17 protein-coding genes and 2 pseudogenes are annotated in these 23771 nt (G+C 68.9%); 5 read left to right on the top strand and 14 right to left on the bottom strand.

Features of this window, described 5'->3' with window-relative positions:
- Nucleotides 1–3 precede the first annotated feature (3 nt).
- On the bottom strand, nt 4–360 hold the full coding sequence (locus KMS84_RS20275) for an SCO3933 family regulatory protein (protein ID WP_057603435.1): 357 nt from the start codon (nt 358–360) through the stop codon (nt 4–6).
- 168 nt (nt 361–528) lie between these two features.
- Between KMS84_RS20275 and KMS84_RS20280 the strand changes: the two genes are divergently transcribed.
- Nucleotides 529–936, top strand: a complete 408-nt coding sequence (locus tag KMS84_RS20280; protein WP_256917761.1) for an OPT/YSL family transporter — start codon at nt 529–531, stop codon at nt 934–936.
- 42 nt (nt 937–978) lie between these two features.
- Here the strand turns inward: KMS84_RS20280 and KMS84_RS20285 are convergent, their stop codons facing one another.
- From KMS84_RS20285 to KMS84_RS20295, 3 genes are all read right to left on the bottom strand, one after another.
- Nucleotides 979–1707, bottom strand: coding sequence for a GntR family transcriptional regulator (locus tag KMS84_RS20285; RefSeq protein ID WP_256917762.1), 729 nt, complete (start codon nt 1705–1707; stop codon nt 979–981).
- Between the two features lie 83 nt (nt 1708–1790).
- Complete coding sequence (locus KMS84_RS20290) at nt 1791–2228, bottom strand: ATP-binding protein (protein ID WP_256917763.1); 438 nt, start codon at nt 2226–2228, stop codon at nt 1791–1793.
- Between the two features lie 277 nt (nt 2229–2505).
- A complete protein-coding gene (locus KMS84_RS20295; RefSeq protein WP_256917764.1) occupies nt 2506–3246 on the bottom strand; it encodes a GntR family transcriptional regulator in 741 nt (246 codons plus the stop codon).
- 81 nt (nt 3247–3327) lie between these two features.
- Between KMS84_RS20295 and KMS84_RS20300 the strand changes: the two genes are divergently transcribed.
- The 3 genes from KMS84_RS20300 (at nt 3328) to KMS84_RS20310 (ending at nt 6970) form a co-directional block, all read left to right on the top strand.
- Nucleotides 3328–4413 (top strand): DUF1152 domain-containing protein, encoded by a 1086-nt coding sequence (locus KMS84_RS20300; RefSeq protein ID WP_256917765.1) that lies wholly within the window; start codon nt 3328–3330, stop codon nt 4411–4413.
- Entirely contained in the window at nt 4398–5189 is a 792-nt protein-coding gene (locus tag KMS84_RS20305) for a hypothetical protein (protein WP_256917766.1), read from the top strand. The genes KMS84_RS20300 and KMS84_RS20305 overlap by 16 nt, the downstream gene beginning before the upstream one ends.
- A gap of 560 nt (nt 5190–5749) precedes the next feature.
- The gene (locus KMS84_RS20310; protein ID WP_256917767.1) at nt 5750–6970 is read left to right on the top strand and encodes an IS110 family RNA-guided transposase; all 1221 of its coding nucleotides are present in this window, start codon (nt 5750–5752) and stop codon (nt 6968–6970) included.
- Nucleotides 6971–7393: 423 nt separating this feature from the next.
- Here KMS84_RS20310 and KMS84_RS20315 read toward each other — a convergent pair whose 3' ends face one another.
- The 9 genes from KMS84_RS20315 to KMS84_RS20355 form a co-directional block, all read right to left on the bottom strand.
- The gene (locus KMS84_RS20315) at nt 7394–9346 is read right to left on the bottom strand and encodes an SEL1-like repeat protein (RefSeq protein ID WP_256917768.1); all 1953 of its coding nucleotides are present in this window, start codon (nt 9344–9346) and stop codon (nt 7394–7396) included.
- A 1512-nt stretch (nt 9347–10858) separates the two neighbouring features.
- Nucleotides 10859–11584 carry a hypothetical protein gene (locus KMS84_RS20320; RefSeq protein ID WP_256917769.1) on the bottom strand — a complete coding sequence of 242 codons (726 nt, stop codon included), beginning with the start codon at nt 11582–11584 and terminating at the stop codon, nt 10859–10861.
- Nucleotides 11581–15786: a CHAT domain-containing protein gene (locus KMS84_RS41115; RefSeq protein WP_256917770.1), complete on the bottom strand. Its 4206-nt coding sequence runs from the start codon at nt 15784–15786 to the stop codon at nt 11581–11583. The genes KMS84_RS20320 and KMS84_RS41115 overlap by 4 nt, the downstream gene beginning before the upstream one ends.
- Nucleotides 15787–16122: 336 nt before the next feature.
- Complete coding sequence (locus tag KMS84_RS20330; protein ID WP_256917771.1) at nt 16123–16596, bottom strand: VOC family protein; 474 nt, start codon at nt 16594–16596, stop codon at nt 16123–16125.
- A gap of 86 nt (nt 16597–16682) precedes the next feature.
- Nucleotides 16683–17111 carry a Pycsar system effector family protein gene (locus tag KMS84_RS20335; RefSeq protein ID WP_256917772.1) on the bottom strand — a complete coding sequence of 143 codons (429 nt, stop codon included), beginning with the start codon at nt 17109–17111 and terminating at the stop codon, nt 16683–16685.
- Nucleotides 17112–17245: 134 nt separating this feature from the next.
- Nucleotides 17246–18157: a hypothetical protein gene (locus tag KMS84_RS20340; protein WP_256917773.1), complete on the bottom strand. Its 912-nt coding sequence runs from the start codon at nt 18155–18157 to the stop codon at nt 17246–17248.
- Entirely contained in the window at nt 18154–20499 is a 2346-nt protein-coding gene (locus tag KMS84_RS20345) for a hypothetical protein (protein ID WP_256917774.1), read from the bottom strand. Before KMS84_RS20345 ends, KMS84_RS20340 begins: the two co-directional genes overlap by 4 nt.
- On the bottom strand, nt 20496–21431 hold the full coding sequence (locus KMS84_RS20350; RefSeq protein WP_256917775.1) for a hypothetical protein: 936 nt from the start codon (nt 21429–21431) through the stop codon (nt 20496–20498). Before KMS84_RS20350 ends, KMS84_RS20345 begins: the two co-directional genes overlap by 4 nt.
- 128 nt (nt 21432–21559) lie before the next feature.
- Entirely contained in the window at nt 21560–22249 is a 690-nt protein-coding gene (locus KMS84_RS20355; protein ID WP_256917776.1) for a Crp/Fnr family transcriptional regulator, read from the bottom strand.
- A 303-nt stretch (nt 22250–22552) separates the two neighbouring features.
- Between KMS84_RS20355 and KMS84_RS20360 the strand changes: the two are divergent.
- Nucleotides 22553–23033: pseudogene (locus KMS84_RS20360) on the top strand (DUF5990 family protein).
- A gap of 43 nt (nt 23034–23076) precedes the next feature.
- Here the strand turns inward: KMS84_RS20360 and KMS84_RS20365 are convergent.
- Nucleotides 23077–23771 (bottom strand): annotated as a pseudogene (locus KMS84_RS20365) (transcriptional regulator); the annotation flags it as partial.

Consider the following 23771-nt stretch of genomic DNA (forward strand, 5'->3'; position numbering starts at 1 on the left):
CGATCAGCCCGCCTGAGCGACCGGGACCGGGAAGGCACCCGGCGCGATCGCGGTAGCGCGGTAGGCGATGCCATGCCGCTGCTGGCCGTTGAACACGCTCTCCCACGGCCGGGCGATGAGCCCCGGCAGGGACACGGGAGCGCCGACGGTCAGCCCCTCCGTCACACCGCTTTCGGGAACGGTGACTTGGATGAGCGACGAGTCCCCCTCGTCGATGAAGACGACGCCGACGGTCATCAGCGCCTCACCGCTCACGGCGTCCTTGGCGATCTCACCGGTCTGCCGGTCACGCACCTTCGGTGCCGGCGCTTCGGTGAGCAGGATCGTCGCGGTCGAGGCGTCAACGCGGATCACACGCACAGAGAGTTCTCCTTCTGAGATGGATCAACCCGTCACCTGACAGGTTGACTTAGCAAGTTCGAAGTTAGGGATGCCAAGTTGACTTGTCAAGTGGCTTAGGCGGTCGTCAACGAGCGGACGCGGTAACGCCAGCGCACCATGAAGCCAGCCACACGGAGGAGGGCGGACATGGGCGGAGAACGCCGTGCTCAGGAGCCGCAGTCGTGGGATCCACGCGAGCCGCAGACACCCGCACGGCAACCGGATGGCTGGGCAGCACCGCCACAAGGCCCCCAGGCGGGCAGTCCGCACCAGGGCGGAACACCGCAGCCAAAGAAGCGGCGCCGGATCTTTTTCTGGATCTTTCTGGCCATCCAGATCCTGTTTCTGATCTGGGTGATCTCAGGCGCCGCGAGCGGCAGTAGCACCCCCGAAGACTGCCGAGGGCTCACCGGCGACAACCTGAAGTTGTGCGAGGACGCCGACGACGTCGGAACCACTATCGGCGTGGGACTCATCATTGGGCTGTGGGCGGCAGTCGACGTCATCCTCGGATTTACCTACGTGGTGTACCGGCTCGCCACACGACGGGCGTGAGCATCAGCCGTCCCATCCAAGCCGCGGTGGGTGTCCCCAGGTTCAGCCGAGTCGGTACGTGTCTTCGAGTTCCTGCCGGTCAGCCGGGAGCAGCACGTCAGAGACTTGCAGCGCCTGACCTGAGGCGTCGCACGCGACGACCAGGACGCTGAGGACGGGCACACCCTCCGGGAGCTCCAGAAGATCGGCCTCAGAACGCTCGGCCAGTCTGGCCGACACCCGTTCCGTCACGTGATCGAAGCGAACCTTCTTCCGCGTCTCAAGGTGCGCACGGGTGCCGCCGGTCAGGAGATCGACACTCTGCAAGGCGGTGCCCTCGACCAGGCCGGCGGGGAAGTAGGACGAGACCAGTTCGACGGGTTCTCCATCCTCCACGACCAGGAAACGGCGCATGAGAACCTTAGCTCGCTTAGGCAGACCGAGCACCGAAGCAACGCGCGCGGGAACCGGGACCTGCTCAACAGCGATCAGGCGTCCTGAACTCTCCGATTCGTCGCGCTCCAGCACTTCCCGCCCGCGGCGGTCCCTCTGCTCGACACCGGCCGGCCGACCGCGCACGATCGTTCCGTATCCCTGCCGGGACTCCAGCCAGCCATCCCGCTTCAGCAACTCAAGGGCCCGCACGACGGTCGGCCGGGACATGCCGAAGGCCTGCACCAACTGATTCTCACTGGGCACCTTCGAGCCCGGAGGGTACGTGCCGTCCTCGATGCGGCCCTGGAGTGTCTGGGCGAGGCGTACGTACTTGGGTGCCTCCACTTCATACGCCATGAACGCCGCCCGTCGGGATTGGCCAAGTCAACTGGTCAACCAGACTAGCGCTCTCTATTGCGCGCGCAATAGCCGAAGATTCTTCAGGTCGGCCAGGCATCGGCCATCACGAAGGAGACGACCGTTCCGCCGAATCGACTCGACCCACAGTGCCAGGAGTCGGCGATCGAATCGACGAGGAGCAGCCCGCGGCCGTGCGCGTCGACCGCGTCCGGTCGCCGTAGCCGGACCCTCGCCGGGAAGCCGGCATTGTGCACCTCGACCTTGAGCGAGGCACCTTCCCGGAACCACTCCACTCGCACTCGCCAGACCTCGTCCGACTGGCCGTAGCGGATGGCGTTGGTGACCAGTTCCGAGATCATGAGCACGCAGTCGTCGACCGAGCAGGCCGGGTTGTACGGGGCAATGAACTTGCGGAACCAGCGCCGGGACAGGGCCGCGGACTCCGCGACGGGGTACAAGGTCATCGCCCCGAGTCGCGGTGAGTCCTCAGAGGGATAGCGGTCGATCATGTAGGCCATCCGTGCTCACTCCTTGCCGCTACCGTCGCAGTCGAGGCAGCGCCGTTTCGATGCGGCACGGGCGCGGTCGGTGACGACGGAGAGCGCCAGGGCGGAGCGCGAGCCGACCCGCTTCCAACCCCGACCACGGCATGCCCGGCAAGCTAAGTGCCCGCCCTGCACCGACCCCTGACTCGTCACGACCGCGCCCCCTTCTCCAAGTGGCCTTAGCCACTGAATGGATAGTGGCATTAGCCACTTGGGGGATGCAAGCCGTTCGCTGAAATGGCGCGATTCATCAGGTGAGGGGGTAGCCCTGCTCGAACGCCCAGCGCTGCGGCGGGTAGGTCGCTTCCGCGAATTCCAACGGCCGGTCCTGCAGATCGAAGACGACGTGGTGCACGACCAGGACCGGTGAGCCGGGGTCGAGTTGCAGGTCCGCCGACTCCTCACCAGTCGCCTGCCGAGCGCACATGCGGTCCTCGGCGTAACTCCCCTGCCGTCCGGTCGTGTTCTCGACGTACATCAGCGTGCCCTCTTGGATCCGCTCCGGATCGAGGAGCTTGGGCGCCCGCTGTCCGACGTCAGGCGCGAACCACGACGTGGAGAGCGTGATGGGGCCGTCCTGGTTGTTGGTGACGCGGCGGCGGTGCACTGCCCGACGATCCTTCACCAGCCCCAGCGCCTCAGCGACGTAGTCAGGAGCATCCAGCCACCCGGCCGAGGTGATGACCGCGTACTCGCCAGGGGTGTAGATCTTCCCGGTCTGTCGCGCCCGCCCATACAACTCCCGTGCGCGCCGGTTGACTTCAAGGCTGCGCACATACGTGCCCGACCCCTGCCGCTTCTCGACGAGACCCTGATGGCTCAGCGCCTCCAACGACCGCGCGGCCGTCGGCCTGGACACCTTCCAGTTCGCCGCCAACTGCCGCTCCGAAGGCACCTCGTCCCCCGCCCTCAGGTCGCCCCGAAGGATCTGATCGCGGATGTAGTGAGCGATCTGGAGATACTTCGGCTGCGCCTCTTCGATCTGAGGCATGTCCCCTCCTCGTCCAAGTGGCTATGGCCTCTAGCCACTATAGGGTGAGTGGCCAGAGGCCGAACCCGTAATGTTGAGCACATGACGCGGTTGATCGTCGCAGCAGGAGGAGGGGGCGACGCAGTCGCCGCCGCAATGCTTGACGCCGCCTTGTACGGCGACGAGGACCAGGCGGTGATCCTCACCTACGCGTGGGACCGCCTGTTGGTCGACCCGGTCCCAGGCCCCCGAGGCCCCTCCGACTTCACGGGACTCGAACCACTCACCGAGTCTGTCTGGTCAGTGCCGGCCGAGTCCCGCCCGGTCGCCCCAGCAGGCTCCACCCTCCCCCGGCTTGCGGCAGAACTCCCGCACACCTTCGCTCTAATCGACCCGCATCACGGCGTCGAGGGCGTCACCCGCCAACTCGAAGAGCTCGTGAGCTACTTGGAGCCGACCTCAATCGACCTCCTGGACGTGGGCGGAGACATCCTCGCGCGAGGCGAGGAGCCGACGCTCAAGAGCCCGCTAGCCGACGCACTCGCGCTGGCCGCGTGCTGCCAGGTGAACGTGCCTATTCGGCTACTGGTGGCCGGCCCCGGCCTTGATGGCGAACTCCCGCTCGACGAGGTTCGCGGTTTGTTGGGGCCTCTCATCCACACCTTCACCGCGAAGGACGCAGAGCCGGCCAGCTCGATTCTGGAGTGGCACCCGTCTGAGGCAACCGGGATGCTCGCTGCGGCAGCGCGAGGAGTACGAGGCATCTGCGAGGTACGAGACGCCGGACTCCCTATTCCGCTAACAGACGAGGGCCCGACGGTGCACGAGGTCGACCTGGACGAGGCCCTGAACCGCAACCAGTTGGCCCGCGCCATCCTGACGGCCACCACCCTGGACGAGGTCGAGGCGCACAGCCGCGAGGTCTGCGGCTACTCGGAGATCGACTACGAACGCAACAAGGCCGCATGGCTCAAGGACCAGCCAGCAGTAAAGCTCGATCCCGGCACCGTGCTGCCCCAGCTCGACGAGTTCGAGCACGAGGCCCGAAGCCGCGGAGTCACCTACACGACGTTCCGTCACCTCACCGAAGTGCTGAACCTTAGCGGCTCCCAACGGGACGATCTGCGCCGACTGCTCATCAGCAGCCGCCCGGAGCAGTACGTAGCGCCCTTGTGGCGGATCGCGTGAGAGATGATCACAAGTCGTCGTCCGGCAACGACTTGCCCGATCCGCAAGAGACACTCACCCGCACCAACTGGGCCGCGATGGACCATGCCTACGGGCGGGCCACGGACGCACCCAAGATGCTGGTCGCACTGCTGGACACAGATCAGAGCGTGAGAACTAAGGCGCTCGACGACCTGCACGGCGTCCTACACCACCAGAACACGATCTACGACGCCACAGTACCCACAGCTCTGTACGTGGCCGCGATCCTGCCCGACCCGAGGACAATTCGTCCGGTCGATAAGGACCACCGAGCCTTCCCTGGCAACATGCGCGCGGAACTACTAGCTTGGATCGCTTCGGTCTCTAACGAGGTCACCGATGCGGTCGATGCCATAAGTCGACGTCACGGATACTTTCTCAACGATCATCCGCCGACCGTCGGCATACGTGAGATCCGGCCGCTGCTGTTCTCAGCCGCTTTCGCATACGTGTATGACGCTGACCGCCACGTGCGCGAAGCGGCGATCGCAGCATGCATCCCGCTCCTGGACGATCCCAGATTGCTTCGCTACCGAGCTGAACTGGTACCGCTCGTCCTACAGATCCTCGGAACCAGCGAGCTATGGCAGCACCGAGAGCGGGCGATCGATGCCCTCGACGCGTGGGGCGAGGACTCCTCAGGGCTCGAAGGCCAGAGGAATCCCTTCCTGTTCTGCGACACCGATCAATCGCCGGACAGCTCCCCGTGGCGGACAGCTCCAAGCGAGGGATGGAGCGAGGAACCGCCGTTCTGACACGGCTCTTCCATGATCACCAAGCGCCGCCAGTCGCTGAGTAACAACCTTCTTCACGGGTTCAAGTCGCCGCGCAAGCGCGGCGTGCGCGGCCCGGCCCCCGGCCGGGCCTGCGCTCCTAATGGCGTCGTAAGACGTTGGTCTTGATCCTGCTGGCGAACGTCTTGAGCGAGCCGGCATGCGGTGATCCGTAGCCGCTCCTGAGGCCTGACCTCCCAAGACAGAGTCGGCCCCGCATGCCAGCCCGCTTGTTCGTTCCTCATCGTGCGGAGGGGGCGGGGGCGGCCCGCGCTCCTGCCTTCGTCCCGCGCGGACCGCCCCCGCCCCCTCCACCGAAAGACACAACAGCGGCATCGTTGGTCCGTGGTCCAAGCCGCCGCCAGGGAACACCTCTCACCGCTCGGCGAACGCCCAGTTCCGCAGCTGACCGAGACCCCTGACGACCGCTGGGATTGCGAACGACTGATCGGATGACGGGCCGTTGAGCCCTGCCATTAGGAAGACGCGCAACCCCTGCCCGGCGAGGACAAGCACACCACCGCCAATCAGAGGACACCCCCATGACCAGCGTGTTCTGCGGCATCGACTGGGCCACCGACCACCACGACATCGCCCTGCTCGACGAGAGCGGCAGCCTCCTCGCCAAGCTCCGCATCGACGACAGCCCCACAGGCCTCACCCAGCTCCTCGACCTCCTCGCCCGCCACGGCGACACCCCCGACAACCCGATCCCCGTCGCCATCGAGACCTCCCACGGACTGCTGGTCGCCTGCCTGCGCGCCACCGGACGGCCGATCTACGTCATCAACCCGCTCACCGCCGCCCGCTACCGCGACCGCTACGCACTCAGCCGCAAGAAGTCCGACCACCTCGACGCCAAGGTCCTGGCCCACATCCTGCGCACCGACCCGGCCGAACACCGCCCCCTGCCCGCCGACAGCCACCTCGCCCAGGCCATCACCGTCCTGGCCCGAGCCCAGCAGGACGCCGTCTGGGACCGCGTCCAGACCGGCAACCGACTGCGCTCCCACCTGCGCGAATACTTCCCCGCCTTCCTCACCGTCTTCCGGCACTTCCGAGAAGGCCTCGCCTCACCCGTCAGCCGCACCCTGCTGGCCGCGGCCCCCACGCCCACGCAGGCCGCCCAGCTCACCCGCACCCAGCTGCGGGCCATCCTCAAAAAGGCCGGCCGCCAACGCGAGATCACCGACGAGGTCGAACGCCTCCACGGCTTACTGCGCGAACCCCAGATGCACCAACTACCCCTGGTGGAACAGGCAATGGCAACCAAGACCCTCGCCCTGCTGCGGCAGTTCGAAGCGGCCTGCACCAGCGCCGACGAACTGGAGGCCGCAGTCGTCGACGCCTTCACCGCCCACAAGGACGCCGAGATCATCACCAGCTTCCCCGGCCTCGGCCACCTCACCGGCGCCCGCGTCCTGGCCGAACTCGGCGACGACCACACCCGCTTCGCCACCGCCCGCGCACTCAAGGCCTACGCCGGATCCGCACCCATCACCAGATCCTCCGGACGCAAGACCACCATCCTGGCCAGGCACATCAAGAACCAGCGCCTCGCCTCAGCCGGCTACAACTGGGCCTTCGCCGCCCTCACCGCATCCCCCGGAGCCAGAGCCCACTACGACCGCCGCCGCGCAACCGAAGAACGACACGTCGCAGCCCAACGCAACCTGTTCAACCGCATGCTCGGCTGCCTGCACCACTGCCTCACCCACCGCATCCCCTACGACGAGCAGACAGCCTTCCCCGACATCGCTTGACTGATCAACCGCATCGGATGTCTGTCTCCGCCCCGCTCCAGCCCGGCCGGTGTCCGTGCCGCGCGCGTGGACAAGCCGAGGGCCACAAGGTGAACACCTCTGGTGAGCCGCCAAGATCAGAACGATGCCTCCGGCGGGGGATCGGCCGGCACCGGGATGGACGGGGCGCCATCGCCGACTGCGGGTTCGTCGTGGCGTGCGCGGGGGCTTCCATCCCGTACGCCGGCAACCCAGGCAGAGCCGAGCAGACGCGGCCCCTGGCGTCCAGGTCGTTCGTACAGTGGCGCGCTCCACCTGGACGCCAGGAACCACGCCCGCTCCACGGTGTGTGGGTCGACGGCGTACGGGATGGAAGCTGGGGCCGGTGGGGGCTTAGGTTCCGTACGGCTGCATGTCGGCGCACCGAAGCCTGGACCTAAGCAGTTACCAAGATTCGACCGTCGGTGTGCCATCCGGCTCGAGCCCGTACGGCCAAGGGTCATCAAACCCTTCACGGCTTGCTCTCTCCTTCGAGAGCGCACGTACGGCACCTGCGTCCCCGGCATTAGCAGCCTGTAGCGCAATCTCGACCGCACCAGCGTGATCGCCCGTATCCTCTTTGAGCTCACTGAGTCGACACAGGGCATACGTATTTCCTGCCTCGATCGCCCGCCAATAAAGAGACTCAGCCTCTTTAAGATCTCCGGCCTTTTTCATCAAGTTGGCGAGGAGTGCTAGCGGAGCATCATTGCCCGACCCGATGAGCGCTCGATAAAGGGCTTCCGCTTCCTTTACTTTACCGTCCTTCTCTCGATTGTTCGCAAGCTCGATTAAGGCGTACGTATTCCCATCCCGTCCGGCACGCTCCAGCATCTTTTCAGCTTGATCATTATCTTCTGAAGCAAACAACAAGTAGTGGCACATAGTTCCATAAGTGTCACCATTGCGGCTGGCGTCTGCCACGGCATTAATAAATCCCCTAAGATCCCCTGTATCTCCCTTCTCTTCGATTTCAACAATTGGATTCGCTACTCTTTTCCCCGAGCCCCACGGCCTCATAGATGAGTACTGCACTCCCGTCACTCTGTCCATCCTCCCTATGGTTGCGCGTGCCCCTTGGCGCACCATCAGAAGAATTGAGCGAGTGAATAGAGAGATGGCTTCGACCTGGTCTCCACCTCTGTCGGACACGAGGCGGCCCAGGGAGCCCAGCGCTTCGGTATGCCCTAAATCTAGAGCTTGCCGGTACAACCTCTCCGCTTTTTCCGTATCCCCCAAATTCTCGTAAATCTCGGCGAGACGATAAGTGGCCTCCCCGTCGCCGGCTTCAGAAGCCTTCCGGTACCACTCTTCGGCCTCATCTTTGTCACCGGCGTCTTCACGGAGATATCCCACACTATTCATGGCGCGAGCATTTCCCATTTCGGCTGACCGTCGATATAGGGACTCGGCCAATTCGGGATGCTCTTCCATCCACATATCCGCTAGCTCAATCAGCGCAGAGGCATCCCCGTGTTCCTCAACCCGTCTAGTTAGGCGATGAGCCCAGTAAAGTCGGTGCCGATCGTGAGCAGCGCTGGCCAGATTTGCGAGCTCTACGGAATCCGTAAGGTACTCATCAGCCGCCTCCCAGAACGAAGCCGGCGGGCAGTATTGGTTACGCTCAAGTCGCCCCAGTTGTTCGAGCGAGTCAGCCAGGCGGTATTTACTGGACGCGATATTGTCTATCTGGTGCAGTTGATGCCGATAAGCCGCGCCGCGAATACGAACGGGCACCAGGGGCGCCAAGTTCCCATGCACTGGCCTATTGGATTCACAAAAGGCTTCGTAAAGCCAATTATCCCCAAGGGTCAAGTATTCGGGATCTGTGAGATAGTCCTCCGCCGCACGAGCAAGAAAATTTCCCGCTATGTGACTCCCGACACCGAATCGACGTCCGTCCATGGCGGCCTGAATCAACGCTCTCACGGCAGGGGCGGACATTCTGTATCGCTCAGACAAGGCTGGAGATCCTGCGAGATACTGAGTCAGGCGTCCATCTTGCGCTTGATTCAATGCTTGAGCCAGTTGCGGGTCGCCTGCGCTTGCCATGATCCGGGCATCTCTGATTGCGACTGTGTCAAAATTATCGGGAACTGAGATCAAGCGGCCCGCCAAAAGTTCACGCGTTTGCGGGTATGGATCCGGCTTTCCCGATGCGGGAAGAGTCGTGTATTCAGTCGCGTAGTTATTCCACAAAGTACCCAAAATCAGGATCGGGCTAGCCCTTCGGTTAAGCAGGAGAGATCGAAGGGCAGCCGCAATGTGCTCTCCCACCCCTTGGCCTGCACCAATGTAATGCTGAGTTTCGTTTAGCCATACCACGATGCGCGGCCCCACACTCTTGAGATCGTTCAAGGCGGCCTCAGCTCGTGTGGGATCGAATGGGTGCCAGAGGCGCCATCCCTGAGACGCTAGTGGTTGAATTGCCTCCCAACATGCGCGGGTCTTCCCTGTCGAGGACGGACCGACCAGCACGACCATCCCGCTTTGCCCGTCGGCTGCCGCCTTAACAAGAGCCTTTAGCTCTCCATCGTGGTTACGACGTACATAGCCGGGAAGCCGACGAGCCTGCATGCTCTTCGGTTCACTCAAAGCAGGTGCGACGTCAATGGCCGGATGAACTTCAAGGTCATGGGGGTCAAACTCAGCGATTGGCCGACCAATGCCCGCCTCTAAGGAGATCCCGTTCTCCTCTGAGAACCTGTGTTGAACACCAGCAGCGGTCGTCCGAAGCTTCAGGAGAGCCTCCACATCGAGGTGGAGTGCTCGGGCAAGCGCGCCAACGGTTCGGGCGGAGGGAGCAGGGGCGGACCTGTTGAACGCTTCACTGACAGCAGTTCGTCCCAACTTCGAGCGCCGTGCAAGGGCAGTCTTCGTTATGCCCAACTCTGCCAGGCCGTACTCCAGACGAGCACGTAGTTCAGCCAGAGCCGCCGCAGGCGACGAGTCATCCTCCATGGCCATGCCATCTCCCGTGGTCGTTCGCTCCTGTTCGTCTTCGACCAGTTCTACCGTCGCGGACCACGACGAACAGCAACTTGAGGAGATTGAGCGGCACAGGTTGACGCACCGATAGGAGACCGATCGTGTCTTACCACTCTGCTGTTGTTGTTCTGGGCTGCGCCGTGGCCGTATTGCTCGCTGTGCTTGTCGCGATTGCTACCGCAGTCTTCGCACTCCGAGATCGCGCCACTTACCCCGCAGCTTGCTCGAGAGCAGCCGCAGCATTCGGAACGGCCCTGACACTGGCTTGCAGTGTCACTACGGCGCTGGTGGCAGTCACACGCTGATCATGGGTCTCCAGCCCGCCGGAGCCCTTCCGACTGACTCGGCTGAACCCGCCGCCGTGCCAGATGCGTGCCAGGTAGTGCGGGGAACCACGGGGAACAGCAGTCACCCACCCAGCAGCCCGTAGGTCAAGACACCGCTTCTCAGCAGGTCAACAAGCCTGCCGGCCGCGCAGAACCCAAGCTTCCCAAGCTGAGAGCGCGAGTTCGATTCTCGTCACCCGCTCCATGGAGAAGGCCCAGCTCGGTGAGAGCCGGGCCTTTTTGCTGTGCGCTGCGATCACTCGCCGCGTGCCGGATTCGCGCCAGAAGGCTTGTCCGGAGCTCCGGGGGAGACGGCTTGTGGCGTACCTGGCCGTGACGCCTGCCGGCGCCCTGGCCCGCGGCGAACCGCGGTGACCGGGCCACGTTTTGCGGGTGCTGCCGTAGCTCGGGATCAGTGTGCGGGCCGGTGACCGGAGGGGGCGCGAGAACGGCGGATCGGGCCGGAAGCGGTTCGCCAGGGCGGCGAGGTGGATCGTCCGGCGGGTGATCTCGGCCTCGCTCGTGCGTGCCCCGGCGCTCGGACCGTCGGACGCCCTCAGGTGGTGCTCGTGTCGGGGTTCGGGGAGCCGGTGGGGGCGCGGAGGTCGATGGTGCGTAGGGCGGCGGGGAGGTCTGCCCGGTAGGAGATGAGGCCGAAGCGGCGGTGTTTGATCGTGGCGGCGACCGTCACGTGGGCCTGCACGGGTGTGCCGGCGGTGGCCTTGACGATCACGGTGAAGGTCTCGTCGCCGATCAGGGGGTGCCGGCTCGTCGCCTGGACGCGCCACTCCGGGTCGCTGTCCCGTTCGCCCATTCCGACGACGAAGAGTTCCTCCCGGCCCTGGCCGGGCGTGACTTCGAGCGTGGACTCGACGATGGCCAGCTTGGCGGTGAGGGCGACGGTGGTGGCCCGCTCCACCGGGTGGGACCGCTTCCTGGGGGAGATCGACCAGGCGATGGGCTGCCGGTCCGCGGGTTCGTCCGGGGACTTCAGCAGGATCCCGACGGCGGCGTCGGCGAAGGGGTCGCCGTTGGCCGGCGGGCGGAAGGCGCACGTGAGACTGAGGAGGAGGTAGTCGCTGTGCGCCGCCTCCGCGGTGAGGAAGCCGAGCCACTCCGCGTCGCCCGCGGCCGCCTCCTGCGGCGTGAGCGGGTGGACGACGGCGGTGCTGAGCGACACCCGCCCCGCGACCCGCTGCTGCGGGGCGGGCGACTGGAGGCGGGGCACCTCCATCAGGTCGATCTCGTGGAACGGGGTCGGGGGCAGGTCCATGTGGCTCACGATTCACTCCGTGGTTCATCCGGGTGGCGCCAGTCGCCGATGAAGCAGAACGCGCCCCAGTCCCGGTACGCCGGACGACGGTGGCGCACGGCCGTCTGCGCGGCCCGGAACGCCGCCCGCCGGTCGGATGTCCGCGCGAGGTGCTCGTAGAGCGTCCCGAAGAACTCCGTGGCGACCTCGGGGTGGACCGGCCACAGGCAGCCGATGACGGCCGAGGCGCCGGCGGCGAGGAACGCGGCGGGCAGACCGCGCAGGTTGTCGTTGACGTCGAACCGGCCGAGGGCGGACTCGCAGGAACTCATCGTCACGAGTTCGACGCCCCGCAGGTCGGCCCGGAGGATGTCGTGGGCGAAGACGCGGCCGTCGTTGTCCGCGTCGGGCGACAGGAACAGGCACTGGTACCAGGGCGCCCACTCGTTGTGCGCGCCGTGCGCGGCGACGTGGACGTAGCGGGCGTCGGCGAGGGCGCCGAGCAGTCGTCGCGGCGTCGCCCCCGCTCCCAGCACCGCGTGTCCGCCCATCGCCGCGGCGACGCGGGCGGTGTGCGTCTCGAGGGCCTCCTGCCCGGGGAGGCCGTGGCGGGCGCCGCCGGCCGCGGACGCGAAGGCCACGAGCCCGCCGCGGGACGGGCCGGAGCGGCCGGGCGCCCGGGTGCGCAGGAAGCCGAGGCTCGGCACCTGGGTCACGGTCCAGTCCTCGGCGAGGGGACGGCCGTCGACCTCCAGCAGGTGGTAAGGGAGGTAGTGCAGCGGGCCGTTGGGCCAGATGCACAGGTGCCGCCTGCCCCGGGCCCGCCAGCCCTCCAGCGCGGCGGCGAAGGCCGCGAGGTAGGGGGCGCTGTCGTCCCTGAGCCGGCTCTGCGCGGCGCGGCTGACCGGCCGGTGCAGCGGGTCCGCGACGACGGCCTGTCGTAGGGCGGCGACGTGCAGGGCCACCGGGTGCAGCGAGAGCGAGTGCCCGGCGCGTGTCAGGCGGATGAGCCCCGCTTCGAAGTCGGGCAGGAGCACGGTGTGGTGTTCCATGCCGTCGCGGGTCACCGCCAGGCCGGACAGCGACGTCACCGGCGCCTGGGCGCCGTCCCGTCGGGCGTGGCCGAGATACAGCGAGAGCAGCACCGTGTCCTCGGTCAGGGACGCCCGCACCTCGTCGGGGAACATCATCGGCATGCGGTCGGTGCGGCCGGAGGCGAGGAGTTCCTGGCTGATCCACCGGTCCGCGGCGCGCTGCATGTTGCGGTGCTCGGTCTCCGCGTCGCCGCCGGGCTCGGACTCGCCCGTGCCGACGTAGAAGAGCATCGCGTCGTCGGGGCCCGGCAGTTCGGGCCGGCCGAGCGGCTCCGGCAGCCGGGACTCGTCCGCTCCGACCCGCGCCAGGAACCGCGACAGCCGGGCGGAGGGCGTGAACGGGCCGGGCCGTCCGGTGATGAGCGTGAGGTCCATTCCCTTGGCCGCCTGGTGGATCGCCAGCATCAGGCCGTACGAGACGGTCGCGCTGCCGCTCAGTCGGACGGCCAACTGCTGGTAGAGATCGCGGAGTTTCCAGCCGACGACTTCGTCGACTCCGCCGCGCAGCCACACGGCGGCGGGGATCAGCGCCGCCACGGCCGCGTCGACGCTGTCCTCGTCGGCGTCCCGCACACCGCGCAGTGCGGCGTCGAGGCTGTTCAGCGCCATGTCCGTCTGGCCGCACCCGGCGTAGGCGGCGACCGCGTCGGCGAAGTGCCGTGCGGCGAGGGCGTGTCGGCCCGTGTCCGACGCGCGCTGTCCCATGTCGGTGGCGAGCCTGCCGTCGAGGTAGTCGAGCGCCGGGCGGTGCCGGTCGCAGAACCGCGGGGCGGCCTGCCGCGCTTCCGCGACGAGGGCGCGGCCGAGGTGTGCGTCGTCCTGTCCCCGGACGTGCGCCGCGAGGTGGACGAGGGTCGCCGCGCGCTGCTCGGCGGTCCAGCTCTCCCGTTCGGCGACGGCGCGGATCTCCGCGGCGGCCTCCTCGGGCCGCAACGGGCCCGGGGAGCAGCGCAGGCGGTTGTCCGCGAGGCAGTGCACCTCGCTGGCCCAGCGGCGCCGGCGGTAGGAGTCGGCGGGCAGGTCCGGCAGTTCGCGGTCGGCGGCCTCGATCAGCCGGAACTCCAGATCGGGCCTGCGGGCCTCCTCGGCGAGGGCGAGCGCCTCGGTGAAGACCCCTGCGGCGTCCCGCATCCCCTGCCGGGCGAGGACGGCGGACAGCGGCAGGGGCAGCACGTCCCGGACGTCGCCGGGCAGGGCCAGCTCGCCGAGGAGGCTCAGCACGCGCAGCAGGTACAGGCGGCCGAGGGGGTCCTCGACCGGGTCGAGCACGTCGAACGCCGCGCGGGCGACCGCCCGGATCTCCTCGTCGTGCGACTCCTGACGGAGTCCTGCCACCAGGGACAGGGCCTCGGCCAGCGCTTTGAGGGCCCGGCCTCGCGCGTGTCCCTGCGAGAGGTCGGCCGCCTCGCGCAGATAGCGGACCGCTTCCTCGCCGGCGACCAGAGGAGCGGGCATGTCCGCGGTCTCCGGTGGGACGGAGTCGTCGGGGTGGACGGCGCGCTGCCGGGCCCGGCGTTCGCGCCACAGGTCGTGGGCCGACTCGAAGGTCAGTCCCGACATGTTCCCCAGGTACGGACTCGTGCGGACCAGCCCCGCGGCGAACAGCGTCTCCGCGAGTTCGGCGACGTCCTGCGCGCGGTCGCCGGCGCGCAGGACGGCGATCTGTTCGTCCGCCACGGCGCAGACGCGGCGGTAGAGCAGCCCGTCGGCCGTCTCGATCAGCGCGAGCCGTCCCACCTCGACGTAGGCGTCGGCCGCCCACCACCAGGGCGTCCCCTGCCGGGCGGGCCAGCGGGCGCGGGCGGCCTCCAGCGTGAGGGTCAGCGCCGGGACCGCGACGGGCGCCTCGCCGGCGGCGACGAGGCGGGAGGCGCCCAGCACGACGGAGACCACGGCGTCCTCCGAGAGCACGAAGGACGGGTCCTTCACCCGGCGTACGGCCTCGCCCTCGGTGATCACCCGCGCGGCGAGGCGCCCGGCGAGGGTGAGGAGGGTGTGGGCCTGGCGTCGGACCTCCTCGCGACCGTCCGGACGGGACGCTCGGCCGTCCCCGACAGGAGCGTCCTCGGCCAGGGGGGCGTCGGCTGCCGAGGAGGCGTGGTCGGCCCGGGGAGCCCCGGCGGCCGCCCCGGCCTCCGTGTCCTCTCCCGCCTCTCCGGGCTCCCCCTGCTGCCCTGCCCTCCGGGCTCGGGACGTCCGCTCGAGGAGGAGCCTCATGACGCCGGCCAGGGCAGCCAGATACGCCTCACGCGGGGCGCCGTCCGTCAGGTCGACCGCCCGGCGCAGCCACCCCACCGCCTCGCGCAGCAGGGTCACGGCGTCGTCCTCGTCGCCGGCCGTCACGTCCTGCGCCTGCGCACGGCGGCCGAGAGCCGTACCGAGCCGGCCGGCGGCGCGCGCGTACGCGGAGGCGTCCCCGGCGGCGTCCACGAGGGCGGTACGGCAGACGTCCTCGGCCCGCGCGAGAGACGCGGGGTCCCCCGTGACGTCGAAGCGTTGGACGAGGGCGTCGGCCAGGGACGTCGAGCGGCTCGCGCGCCGCACGGCGGAGTCCTCCGGGAGGGCGGCCACCCCGGCCAGGAGTTCCACCGCGGCATCGGCGTCGGCGGCCCGTTCCGCAGCGGGCCGGTCGGGAAGCGCCGCGCGGCGGCGGAGCGCGAGGCCGTGGAGGGTGTCCCGGTAGGCGTGGTCACCGCTGTCCGCGACGGTCCCGATCAGAGCGACGGCCCGGTCGAGTGCGGCGGCGTCACCCGTCTCCTCGGCGGTGACCACCAGATCCGCCGCGTGTTCCAGCGGGTCGTTCCACGGGGCGCGGCCCGTCTCGTCGGCGAACCGTTGCCACAGCTCACGGGGCACGCGCCGGTGATCGACCAGGTAGAGCAGCCGGAACACGCCGACGGCCGTCTCGTGGTCCCGGGCGGCGGGGGCGCCGTCGCCCTGCGCCAGGGCGCGGGCCCAGTGGAAGGCGGCGACGGTGTGAAGGACGTCGGGGTCGGTCTCCTCGGGGGCTCCGGCGACCGAGGCGAGGAGATCCGCCGCGAGGGCCAGGGCGTCGGGGTCGAGCACGCGCCGCGGGTCTCCCCCGTCACCGACGTCCCGGACGCGGGAGGCCAGCTCACCGAGCCGTGCGTCGTCCACGGATCCCCCCGTCCCGTCCCCCGTTGGAGCACCCATCGTAGTAAGTGGCCCACGAACGGGTCGAGTTCGAGGCCGTGTGCGGGGCACGGCGCGACCTTGCGGGGGAGGAGGGGGCGGGGGCGAGAGCACGCCGTCCGCTGGGGCGCGTGCCCGCCCGGCGGGCGGACGACGGGAGGCGCGCGAGGGCAGGCGCGCGAGGGCAGGCGGCCCCGGACCGGTCGGGTCCGGTCGGGGGCCAGCCGTGGTCCGGTCGGGTCCGGTCGGTCCGGTCGGGGGCCTTCCGTCCGGCGTCCCGGCGGCCGGCCGCCCCACCGCGTGCGGGCCCGCCGCGGCCGGTCAGGCAGGGGCGCCGGCGTCGTCCTGCGTGACGGCCGCGAACGCCTCGGGGCCCTGTTCCACCGCCGCCGGGTCCATCCACATGACCTGCCAGCCGTGGCCGTCGAGGTCGTAGAAGCTGCGCGAGTACATGAAGCCGTAGTCCTCGGCGCCGTCCACCCCGGTGCCGCCCGCCGCGAGGGCGGCGGCGCCGACCTTGTCGACCTCCTCACGGGAGGACACGCTGAAGCAGTACAGCGCCAGCGTGTGCGTGGTGGGGTCGGCCATCGGCAGCTTGGCGAACTGGGCGAACTTCTCGCGGGTGAGCAGCATGACGAAGGCGTGCTCGCCGACGAGCATGCAGGCGGCGGTCTCGTCCGTGAACTTCGGGTTGAAGCCGAAGCCGAGGTCGGAGAAGAACGCCTTGCTGCGGTCGAGGTCGGCGACGGGGATGTTCAGGAACAGCATGCGGCCGGGGTGTGCGGGGTTCGTCATGGCGGGTCTCCAGTCGGCGTCTCGATGGCGTACGTGCTGTAGACCGGGCCCGGCGACGGAACTCATCGGTGGAATCTCGGCCGGCGTCACGCGGGGTAGAGAACGACGGCGAACTGCGGCAGCGCGGCGACGAGGAGGAAGGTCCCTCGTTCCACCCAGCGGTATTTCCTGCGGATGATGTCGCTGGTGACCATCAGGGACGACAGGATCGGCCGGACAGGGTCGCGCGAGGCGCTCTCGAAGGCGTGCCTCAGCCTCTGGCCCCCCATCTCCGCCGTGATGTGTCCGAAGTAGCCAGGGCCGGGGAGTCCTTGCCGTCCACCGTCACGATGGCGCGGCATGACGGCACACACGAAGCACAGGACGGCCAGGAGCGAGGTGACGACCGCGCTCGACTTCAGGATCTCGGAGCTCGGGGAGACACCGATGAACGCGCCGAGCACCGCTCCCGTCACCCCCAGCAGGACGGCCGCCTTCGTGTCGGCCCGTACCAGCTCCGCCCGGTTGGCCGTCATCACCCGCTCCATCGCCGCCAGGGTCTCCGGACGGCTCGGGAGAGGGACGCTCCTATGCGTGCGCGGGCGAAGGCGGAGACTTGTTCGGCGCGGTTGCCGGTGACGCTCCGGCGCAGGAGGGGCCGGCACCCTCCTCACAGCGCCTTCCCGTTCGCCGCCCCGTCCAGCCCGCTGCTGTGGGTCCATGCCTCCTGCTGCTTGGGCACGCGGCGTCCAAGAGCGTCAAGACGGTCACGCAACAGTTCGGACAGCTCCCGCCGCTCCTCGTCGGACAGCTTGCCCAACAGCCCCGCCATCTCGTCCTGCCATGTGGTCTCCTGCCGGATCAGTCTCTGGTTCTGCACGGACCAGTCCAATACCTGGTTGACCTGATCCGGATGTCTGAGAAGCCACAGGGCCGCGAGGGAGACGGGCCCGTTACGTACGGCCTCGAGGCAGAACCGGTATTCCTCCCGACGATCGGCGGTCCAGGCGAACGGGGCTTCGGCAGCACTCGCCCGTCCCAGTCGCACCTCGCCCTCCTCGTCCCGGGCCCGGACGTCCGTGACTCGGTAGGTGAGACCCGCCTCGTCGAGCGGGAACGACGCTGCCAGGTGCTGCATCATCACGGAGGCGCTGAGTCCTTGGCCGTCGGCCTCGCAGGATTCCTCCAATCGGCGCAGGCGCCGGTTGAGGTCCCTGCGTACGGTGTCCCAGCCGTCCGTCGGCCGGGTCCTCACGACCTGCGCCGGATCGTGCACCCACCACAACAGGCACACGTCCACCGGCTCGTCCCCGTACGCGGTCGCCAGCGTGACGGCATGGGTCGCCGAGCGCTCCGCCAGGTCCACGAGGAAGGCTCCGTCGTACCGGGCGAACAAACTCGGCGCCGGTTCGTCACGCACGATCGTCCCGTCCCGCTCGCCGGACCCCAGGACGTGGTGGACGCCGTTCGCGGCTACGAGGACCAACGTGCGGTCCCGGCGTCCGGACCAGCGTTGCCGAAGGATCTCCCGCCAGGGGGAGTGGGGGGCCCGGGCGCAGACGGAGCTTCTCTCGGTGGTCACAGTGTCCTCCCGTTCAGGGGCGTGCGGTGGGTGGCCGTCTCCGGGAACGGCGGAGGCGCTCCGTTGCGCCATGCGGTCAGAGCGCGGCGAGCGATGCCCTTTCCGGCGATGCCGGGATCTCCGTCTCGGTCGATCATGACGAAGAGGCGAAGGACGCCGTGGCGCATGTCCTGGGCGAGCGTGGTCAGGAGGGTCTCGGCGGCGGCCTTCTGCCGGTCGTCCCAGGCCGCCGCGCGACACCACAGGAGCACGGCCTGGCACGTCGCGTCGGAGAGTTGGGCGTCGTCGATGAGCAGACGGGTCCGGTTCACGACGGGGCCGGCGAACTCGCCGTCGGCGAGGAGTTGGTCCTGGCACCAAGTGCCCAGGACCAGCAGGTGGGGGAAAACCTCCAGCGACAGGCGCGCGACGTCGGCGCCCTCTGTCTCCGCCCATTCGGTGAGGTGCCTGAAGACCGTCGGTTGATTGCCCGTGGAGAACAGGTTCAGCAAGGAACGGCGGACGGCCGTCGCGACCACTCGCTCCTGCCGGCTCGTGCCGTTCCGGAGGACGTTGCGCAGCAACCGCATCGCCTGGTCCGGCCGGGCTGCGCCGAAGCCGGTCCCGCACGCGTGCGCGACCGTCCAGCGGACCTGCCAGCTCGAGTGAACGCTCCACTGGGCCAGGCGGTACTTGACCTCGCCGGCGAGAACGGGATCCTCGGCCGCCATGCCCAGGGCGTAGGCGGCCACAGCTCTGCCGGTGGCTCGGTCCGATCCCGCCAGTTCGCGGATGTGCAGCAGCGCCCTGCGCCCACCGCCCCATCGAGCTGCCATGCCCATGACGCGACCGGCGGGCCGCGTCACGTCGCTCTCCCCGTTGACCTCGCCCATCCAGCTCGTCAGGAGACTGGAGAGGCTGCCGTACTCGCGCCATACGTGACGCAGCACCGCTTCCCCCTGCCGGTGCCGTGTGAACCTCACTGGTTCCACCACGTAGGTGTACCCGTACGTCGCGTGATACTCCTTGCTCCCGTACTCGGCCCGCACCGTGCGCAACAGGTCCTCCAGAGAGCGCCGGAAGACGAACCGTGGGTTGGGCAGGGCCGTCTGCGGACTGCTCGCGGATCCGCCGGGCGTCGGCTGGACCGACGGTCCGGCTCTCCTGCCCGTTCCGTGGGCGGCGGCGACCCGGTCGTCGGGGTTCTCCGACAGGACGGAGTGCAGCCGGCCGTCGGCCATGTTCAGGAGGCGGTCCGCCTGCTCGCGCACGATGCGGTGGTCGAGACCCTCGAAGACACATGTCGCGAGAAGGAACGCGAGTCCGTCGGGGTCATCGCGGAGACTTCCCAGAAGGCCGGGGATCTCCTCATCAGCGAGGTAGCTCAGCCGGTCGCGGATGTCGCGGGACGTCATCCCCCCGTCGGCGGTCCTGATGACCGCGCCCACCAGTTCGCGCACCTGGGCGGGCACGAGCCGGTCCGTGAGCAGTTCGTCCAGCAGGCCGGGCTCCAGGCCGGCGAGCAGGCGGTCGCGCTCCGTCCGGTTCGGCACCTCGGCCTCGAGACGTGCCTCGAACAGCGCGCGCGGCGGAGGCGGCGCACATCGCACGGGTGTGACGTGGAGGTCGCGCGTCAAGCTCCGTACGACGACCGGGTCGTCGGGGAGCACGATCACCATGCGCGCGTCGGCTTCCTGTAGCAGGCGACGAAGGTTGCCCACCGTGCCGGGCTTGAGCGGGCGGGCCGGTAACAGGCCGTCCACGAGGTATCCGCGGGTGCCTGTGTCCGTGGGGTGCCAAGCCGCGAGGTCCTCGTCGTTGTCGACCGCCCGCAGGGCCATGCTGTGTTTCGTGTGCCGGTACAACAGGTTCAGCGCCGCCGTTCGGCGGCCGGAACCCTGCTCACCGGACAGGAACAGCACCCGCCCGTCGAGTTCCGCCAAGGCTGCCGGGAACCACTCCGGCTCGGCGAACCCGGTCACCGCGTCCAAGATCTCCGTGGGGGAAACGGGTCCCTCGTGAGCCACGAAGTGCGGGCCACTGCCACCGGCTCCGGGAGGGCCCGAGCCGTTCTCCACGTGCTGGCCGCCCTGCACGGAGGCCGTGTTGACGTTGCTGTTATAGATGTTGTAAGTGGCCCTCAGCCCGTCGGTGGTCGGGACTCCGAGCGGTTCTTCGTCGAACCCGTCGTCGAACGTCTCGTCGCCGGCCTTCTCGTCATCCGTGGATTCCTGCCTGGTGTCCTCGGGGCGGGCGCCTTTCATGGCCACGACGCCGGCTTCGGGCGGCCCGGCGTCCGGCTCGGTGACATCGGGGTCGGGCCCTCGGCCGGGCGGGACCGGCTCGCCGGCGCCGGCGCTCACCTTTCGCCCTCGTGCTTGTCGCCGTGGACGGTGCCGCCCTGGTCGCCATGGACCGTGCCCGCCTTGTTGCCGCGGACGTAGTCACCTCCGAACTGGTCTCGCCCCACGTCGGTGTTGCTGACGTGCTGACCGCCGTGCACCGTCCCGCTGTTGACGTTGCTGCGGTCGGCCCGTACCACCGACCGGGACGCGGTGGCCGACTCACGGCTGCCGCCGTGTGACCGGTTCCCCGCGCCGGACCGAGGCTGTTCCTGGTCGTCGATGACCTGGTCGCCGAGGATACGACGGTCGTAGAGGTTGCCGGAGGGCGTGGGCACGTAGAGCCATGCCCGCTGGCCGAAAGTCTTGCCTTCGACCGTCGCCGGCACCTCCATGAAGTGGTCCGGATGGCGTCCGGCATATCCACCCGCCACAACGTCCTGGTAGCACCGGTCCGAGAGGATGGCCGCCACCTGCGTGACATTGGCGCTCGACGCCGCCAGCACGGCTTTGACGGGGCGCGAGTCCAGCAGACGGTGGGTGTCGTTGCGCGGTGTGCCGTTGCCGTCGAACTCGTCGCCGGTGTCGGGCAGCGGGCCGATGTTGAGGCTGGCCCGCAGGCGGATGCGCACGACTCCCGCCGAGTGCATGTTGAACTCCGTCAGCACGTCCTGGAGGGCGGAGAGCCACGGATGGACGACGAACGGCATGAGCTCCGGGTCGAACCCGAACACGTAACCGTCGCCCGTCGAGTCGGGGAACCGCCGGTGCTCCCACACCTCCGCGATCCCGGCCCGCTCCAACGACTGGTTCAGAAGTTGGGGGATCGCCCGGCTGATCGGCCCGTGCTGAACGGCTGGATACCCGGTGAAGTCCTTGGCGTCGACGGCCAGGATGCCCCGGTAAGGGGGAAGCGGACGGCTGTGGGTGTAGGGCTGGTCGGTGTGCGGCACGGAAACTCCTCGCGTCGGCCTTCGTGCGTCGTGGGCAGCCCCGAGCCTGCCGGGAAGGGGGGTGGCGGTGTGCTCGCGGCGTGCATAAAGGACATGACGCAGGCCACACATGCCGTCAGCCGTTCGTCTTACGCCTCTCTGACGACGCAGAGCCGCAGAGCCGGCAGGTCATCGACGATGATCCGCTTGCGGCCCGCGTGTACGCCGCAGGAGGCGAGGGCACGCAGGGCGGCGGTGACGGTGTTGCGGGACGTCCCCAGGTGCTGAGCCAGCTCGTGCCGGGTGAGCGCGAGCTCGACGGGGCCGCCCGCACCCTGCGCGATGTGAGGCTGCGCCGAGATGTCGATCAGGTACACCAGCGCGGCGGCCAACCGGGCAGGGATCTCGCCGCCGCCGCGGGCCTCGTCCGATTCCCTCAGCCGCGTGAGGGCGTATCTCACGAGCGTCGGAAACAGCCCATGCCTGCTGACGAAGGCCAGGAACTCGGCCTTGGCCATGACCCCCACGACACAGGGAGAGATGGTTTCGACGCTCGCCGAGCGAACGCCGTCGTCCAGCACGGCCACCTCGCCCAGCAGTTCACCGGGGCCGCGGAAGGCGAGCAGGGACATGTCACCGCTCCGCTCCTGACGGATGACCTTGGCCACGCCGGTGATGACGGCAAGCACGTGTGTGCCGGGCTCGCCTTGCCGCAGCAGCACGCTGCCCGCCGGATGCCTCCGCTCGAAGGAACGCTCGAGGAGGGCGTCCCAGACGGTTTCTCCGGTGAAGTCACGAAGGCTTCGCTGTGCCGGCTCCCCTCCATCGTGCTCGGTCACGACATGACCTCGGTCGCCGCACCCCACCCGAAGCCGCCTGTCCGTGGGCTGGAGGTGAGAGAGGCAGGTCGGCGTGGAGCACAACTCCTGCGCGCCGGCCGACATCGCTGATGCAGCGTCATGTTGCCCATCATGCTTGATTGACAACGGAGTTCGGGTGAGGTTTCTCCGCCTTCGACCGACGAACGGCTCGATGGGCCGTGGACACAGGTCGGCCGGGCAGGCCGACGGCGTAAGCCCGGTAGATCGTCTCCAGCGAGCGGTTGCCGGCGGGGTCGGTCACAGGCCGGGGGCGGGGGCGCGATGATGGTGGGTATGCGCATTCGCATCGACGCCGTCGACCTGCCCGGTCTCACCCACCCCGGATCCGCCGACGGCGTCGTGCCCGCCCACGGCAACGTCCACGTCGCCGTCCAGCGCCGTGACCGTCCGGCCGAACTCCTCGACCCGCAGCCCGGTGACGCGCCGTCCGCGACCTGGACCCTGGAGTGCACCGCCCGCACCTCGCCGGAGGGCGTCGAGGTCCAGGGGCCCTATGTGCAGGACCGGCTGGGGCGACGGTTCGTCTACCTGTCGTGGGGGACGGTCGACGCGGCGGGCCTCTTCACCATGTTCCGCCGCGCCAAGCTCATGCTCGACGTCGTCCCCGCCGACGTGCTCGCCGCCGCCCGCCCGCGACGGGCTGCTGGTCGGGCGGCTGGGCCTGACCGACGCACGGGGCGGACCCCTGTGCGCGCGGGTCGAGCCCCCGCTGATCGCCTGGACCGCCGAACGCGAGGGCTAGGCCTGTCGTTCGGATCATGTCGGCGTCGCGGGGGCCGTCGTCCTCAGCCGGTGTCGCCCTGCACCCGGAGCCACTCGGTGCCGCCGAGCAGGTACTCGTAGACGGGACGGCCCCGGCTGCCGCTGGTGCGGAAGGGTTTCCCGTGGTCGTCGATGCGGACGGTCCCCTGACGGCCGCCGCTGGACCACTGCATCTCCACGTACCACTTCACGTCGTGGGAGCGGACGTCGGCGGTGATGTAGAGCACCTCGGGATCGGACCGGCTGACCTTGTAGGGGACGCCGCGCTGGCCGGCCCTCGGCACGATGGCGGGGTGGGCGGCGTCGAGGTCGGTGGCGAACGACCGCGTCTCCACGCCTCCGCCGCAGCCCGACGACCCCAGGTAGGCGTTCCAGGCCGGGGGCGCGCCCGAGTCGACCACGCGGACGTGCAGGGACTCGATGACGACGGTGTCGTCGCCGACGCCCTGGACGGTCAGCGCCACCCGCTGCCCGTCGGCCGCGACGGCGTCCTGCGCCTTCACCCAGCCCGGCACGTCCTGCCCCATCACCGGGGGCGAGACCTCACCGGGCGGCCGGTCGACCAGGTACTTCCCCTCGCACTGCGGGTCTTCCCAGGCGTACGTGCGGGTGCTCACCGTCAGCGGGGCCGCGTCGCCGCGCGGGGCGCGGCCCGCGTCCGCCCCGCTGCCCGACGGCGTGGCGTCGGTCGCCCCGGACGACGGGGTCGGGGTGGGGG

Source organism: Streptomyces hilarionis, assembly GCF_024539675.1.
Taxonomy (GTDB): Bacteria; Actinomycetota; Actinomycetes; order Streptomycetales; family Streptomycetaceae; genus Streptomyces; species Streptomyces hilarionis.

What these genes read in the sequence shown, in the direction of transcription:
- KMS84_RS20290 (WP_256917763.1), bottom strand. Translation starts at nt 2,228, where the DNA reads ATGGCCTACATGATCGACCGCTATCCCTCTGAGGACTCACCGCGACTC.
- KMS84_RS20295 (WP_256917764.1), bottom strand. Translation starts at nt 3,246, where the DNA reads ATGCCTCAGATCGAAGAGGCGCAGCCGAAGTATCTCCAGATCGCTCAC.
- KMS84_RS20285 (WP_256917762.1), bottom strand. Translation starts at nt 1,707, where the DNA reads ATGGCGTATGAAGTGGAGGCACCCAAGTACGTACGCCTCGCCCAGACA.
- KMS84_RS20280 (WP_256917761.1), top strand. Translation starts at nt 529, where the DNA reads ATGGGCGGAGAACGCCGTGCTCAGGAGCCGCAGTCGTGGGATCCACGC.
- KMS84_RS20335 (WP_256917772.1), bottom strand. Translation starts at nt 17,111, where the DNA reads ATGACGGCCAACCGGGCGGAGCTGGTACGGGCCGACACGAAGGCGGCC.
- KMS84_RS20330 (WP_256917771.1), bottom strand. Translation starts at nt 16,596, where the DNA reads ATGACGAACCCCGCACACCCCGGCCGCATGCTGTTCCTGAACATCCCC.
- KMS84_RS20300 (WP_256917765.1), top strand. Translation starts at nt 3,328, where the DNA reads ATGACGCGGTTGATCGTCGCAGCAGGAGGAGGGGGCGACGCAGTCGCC.
- KMS84_RS20310 (WP_256917767.1), top strand. Translation starts at nt 5,750, where the DNA reads ATGACCAGCGTGTTCTGCGGCATCGACTGGGCCACCGACCACCACGAC.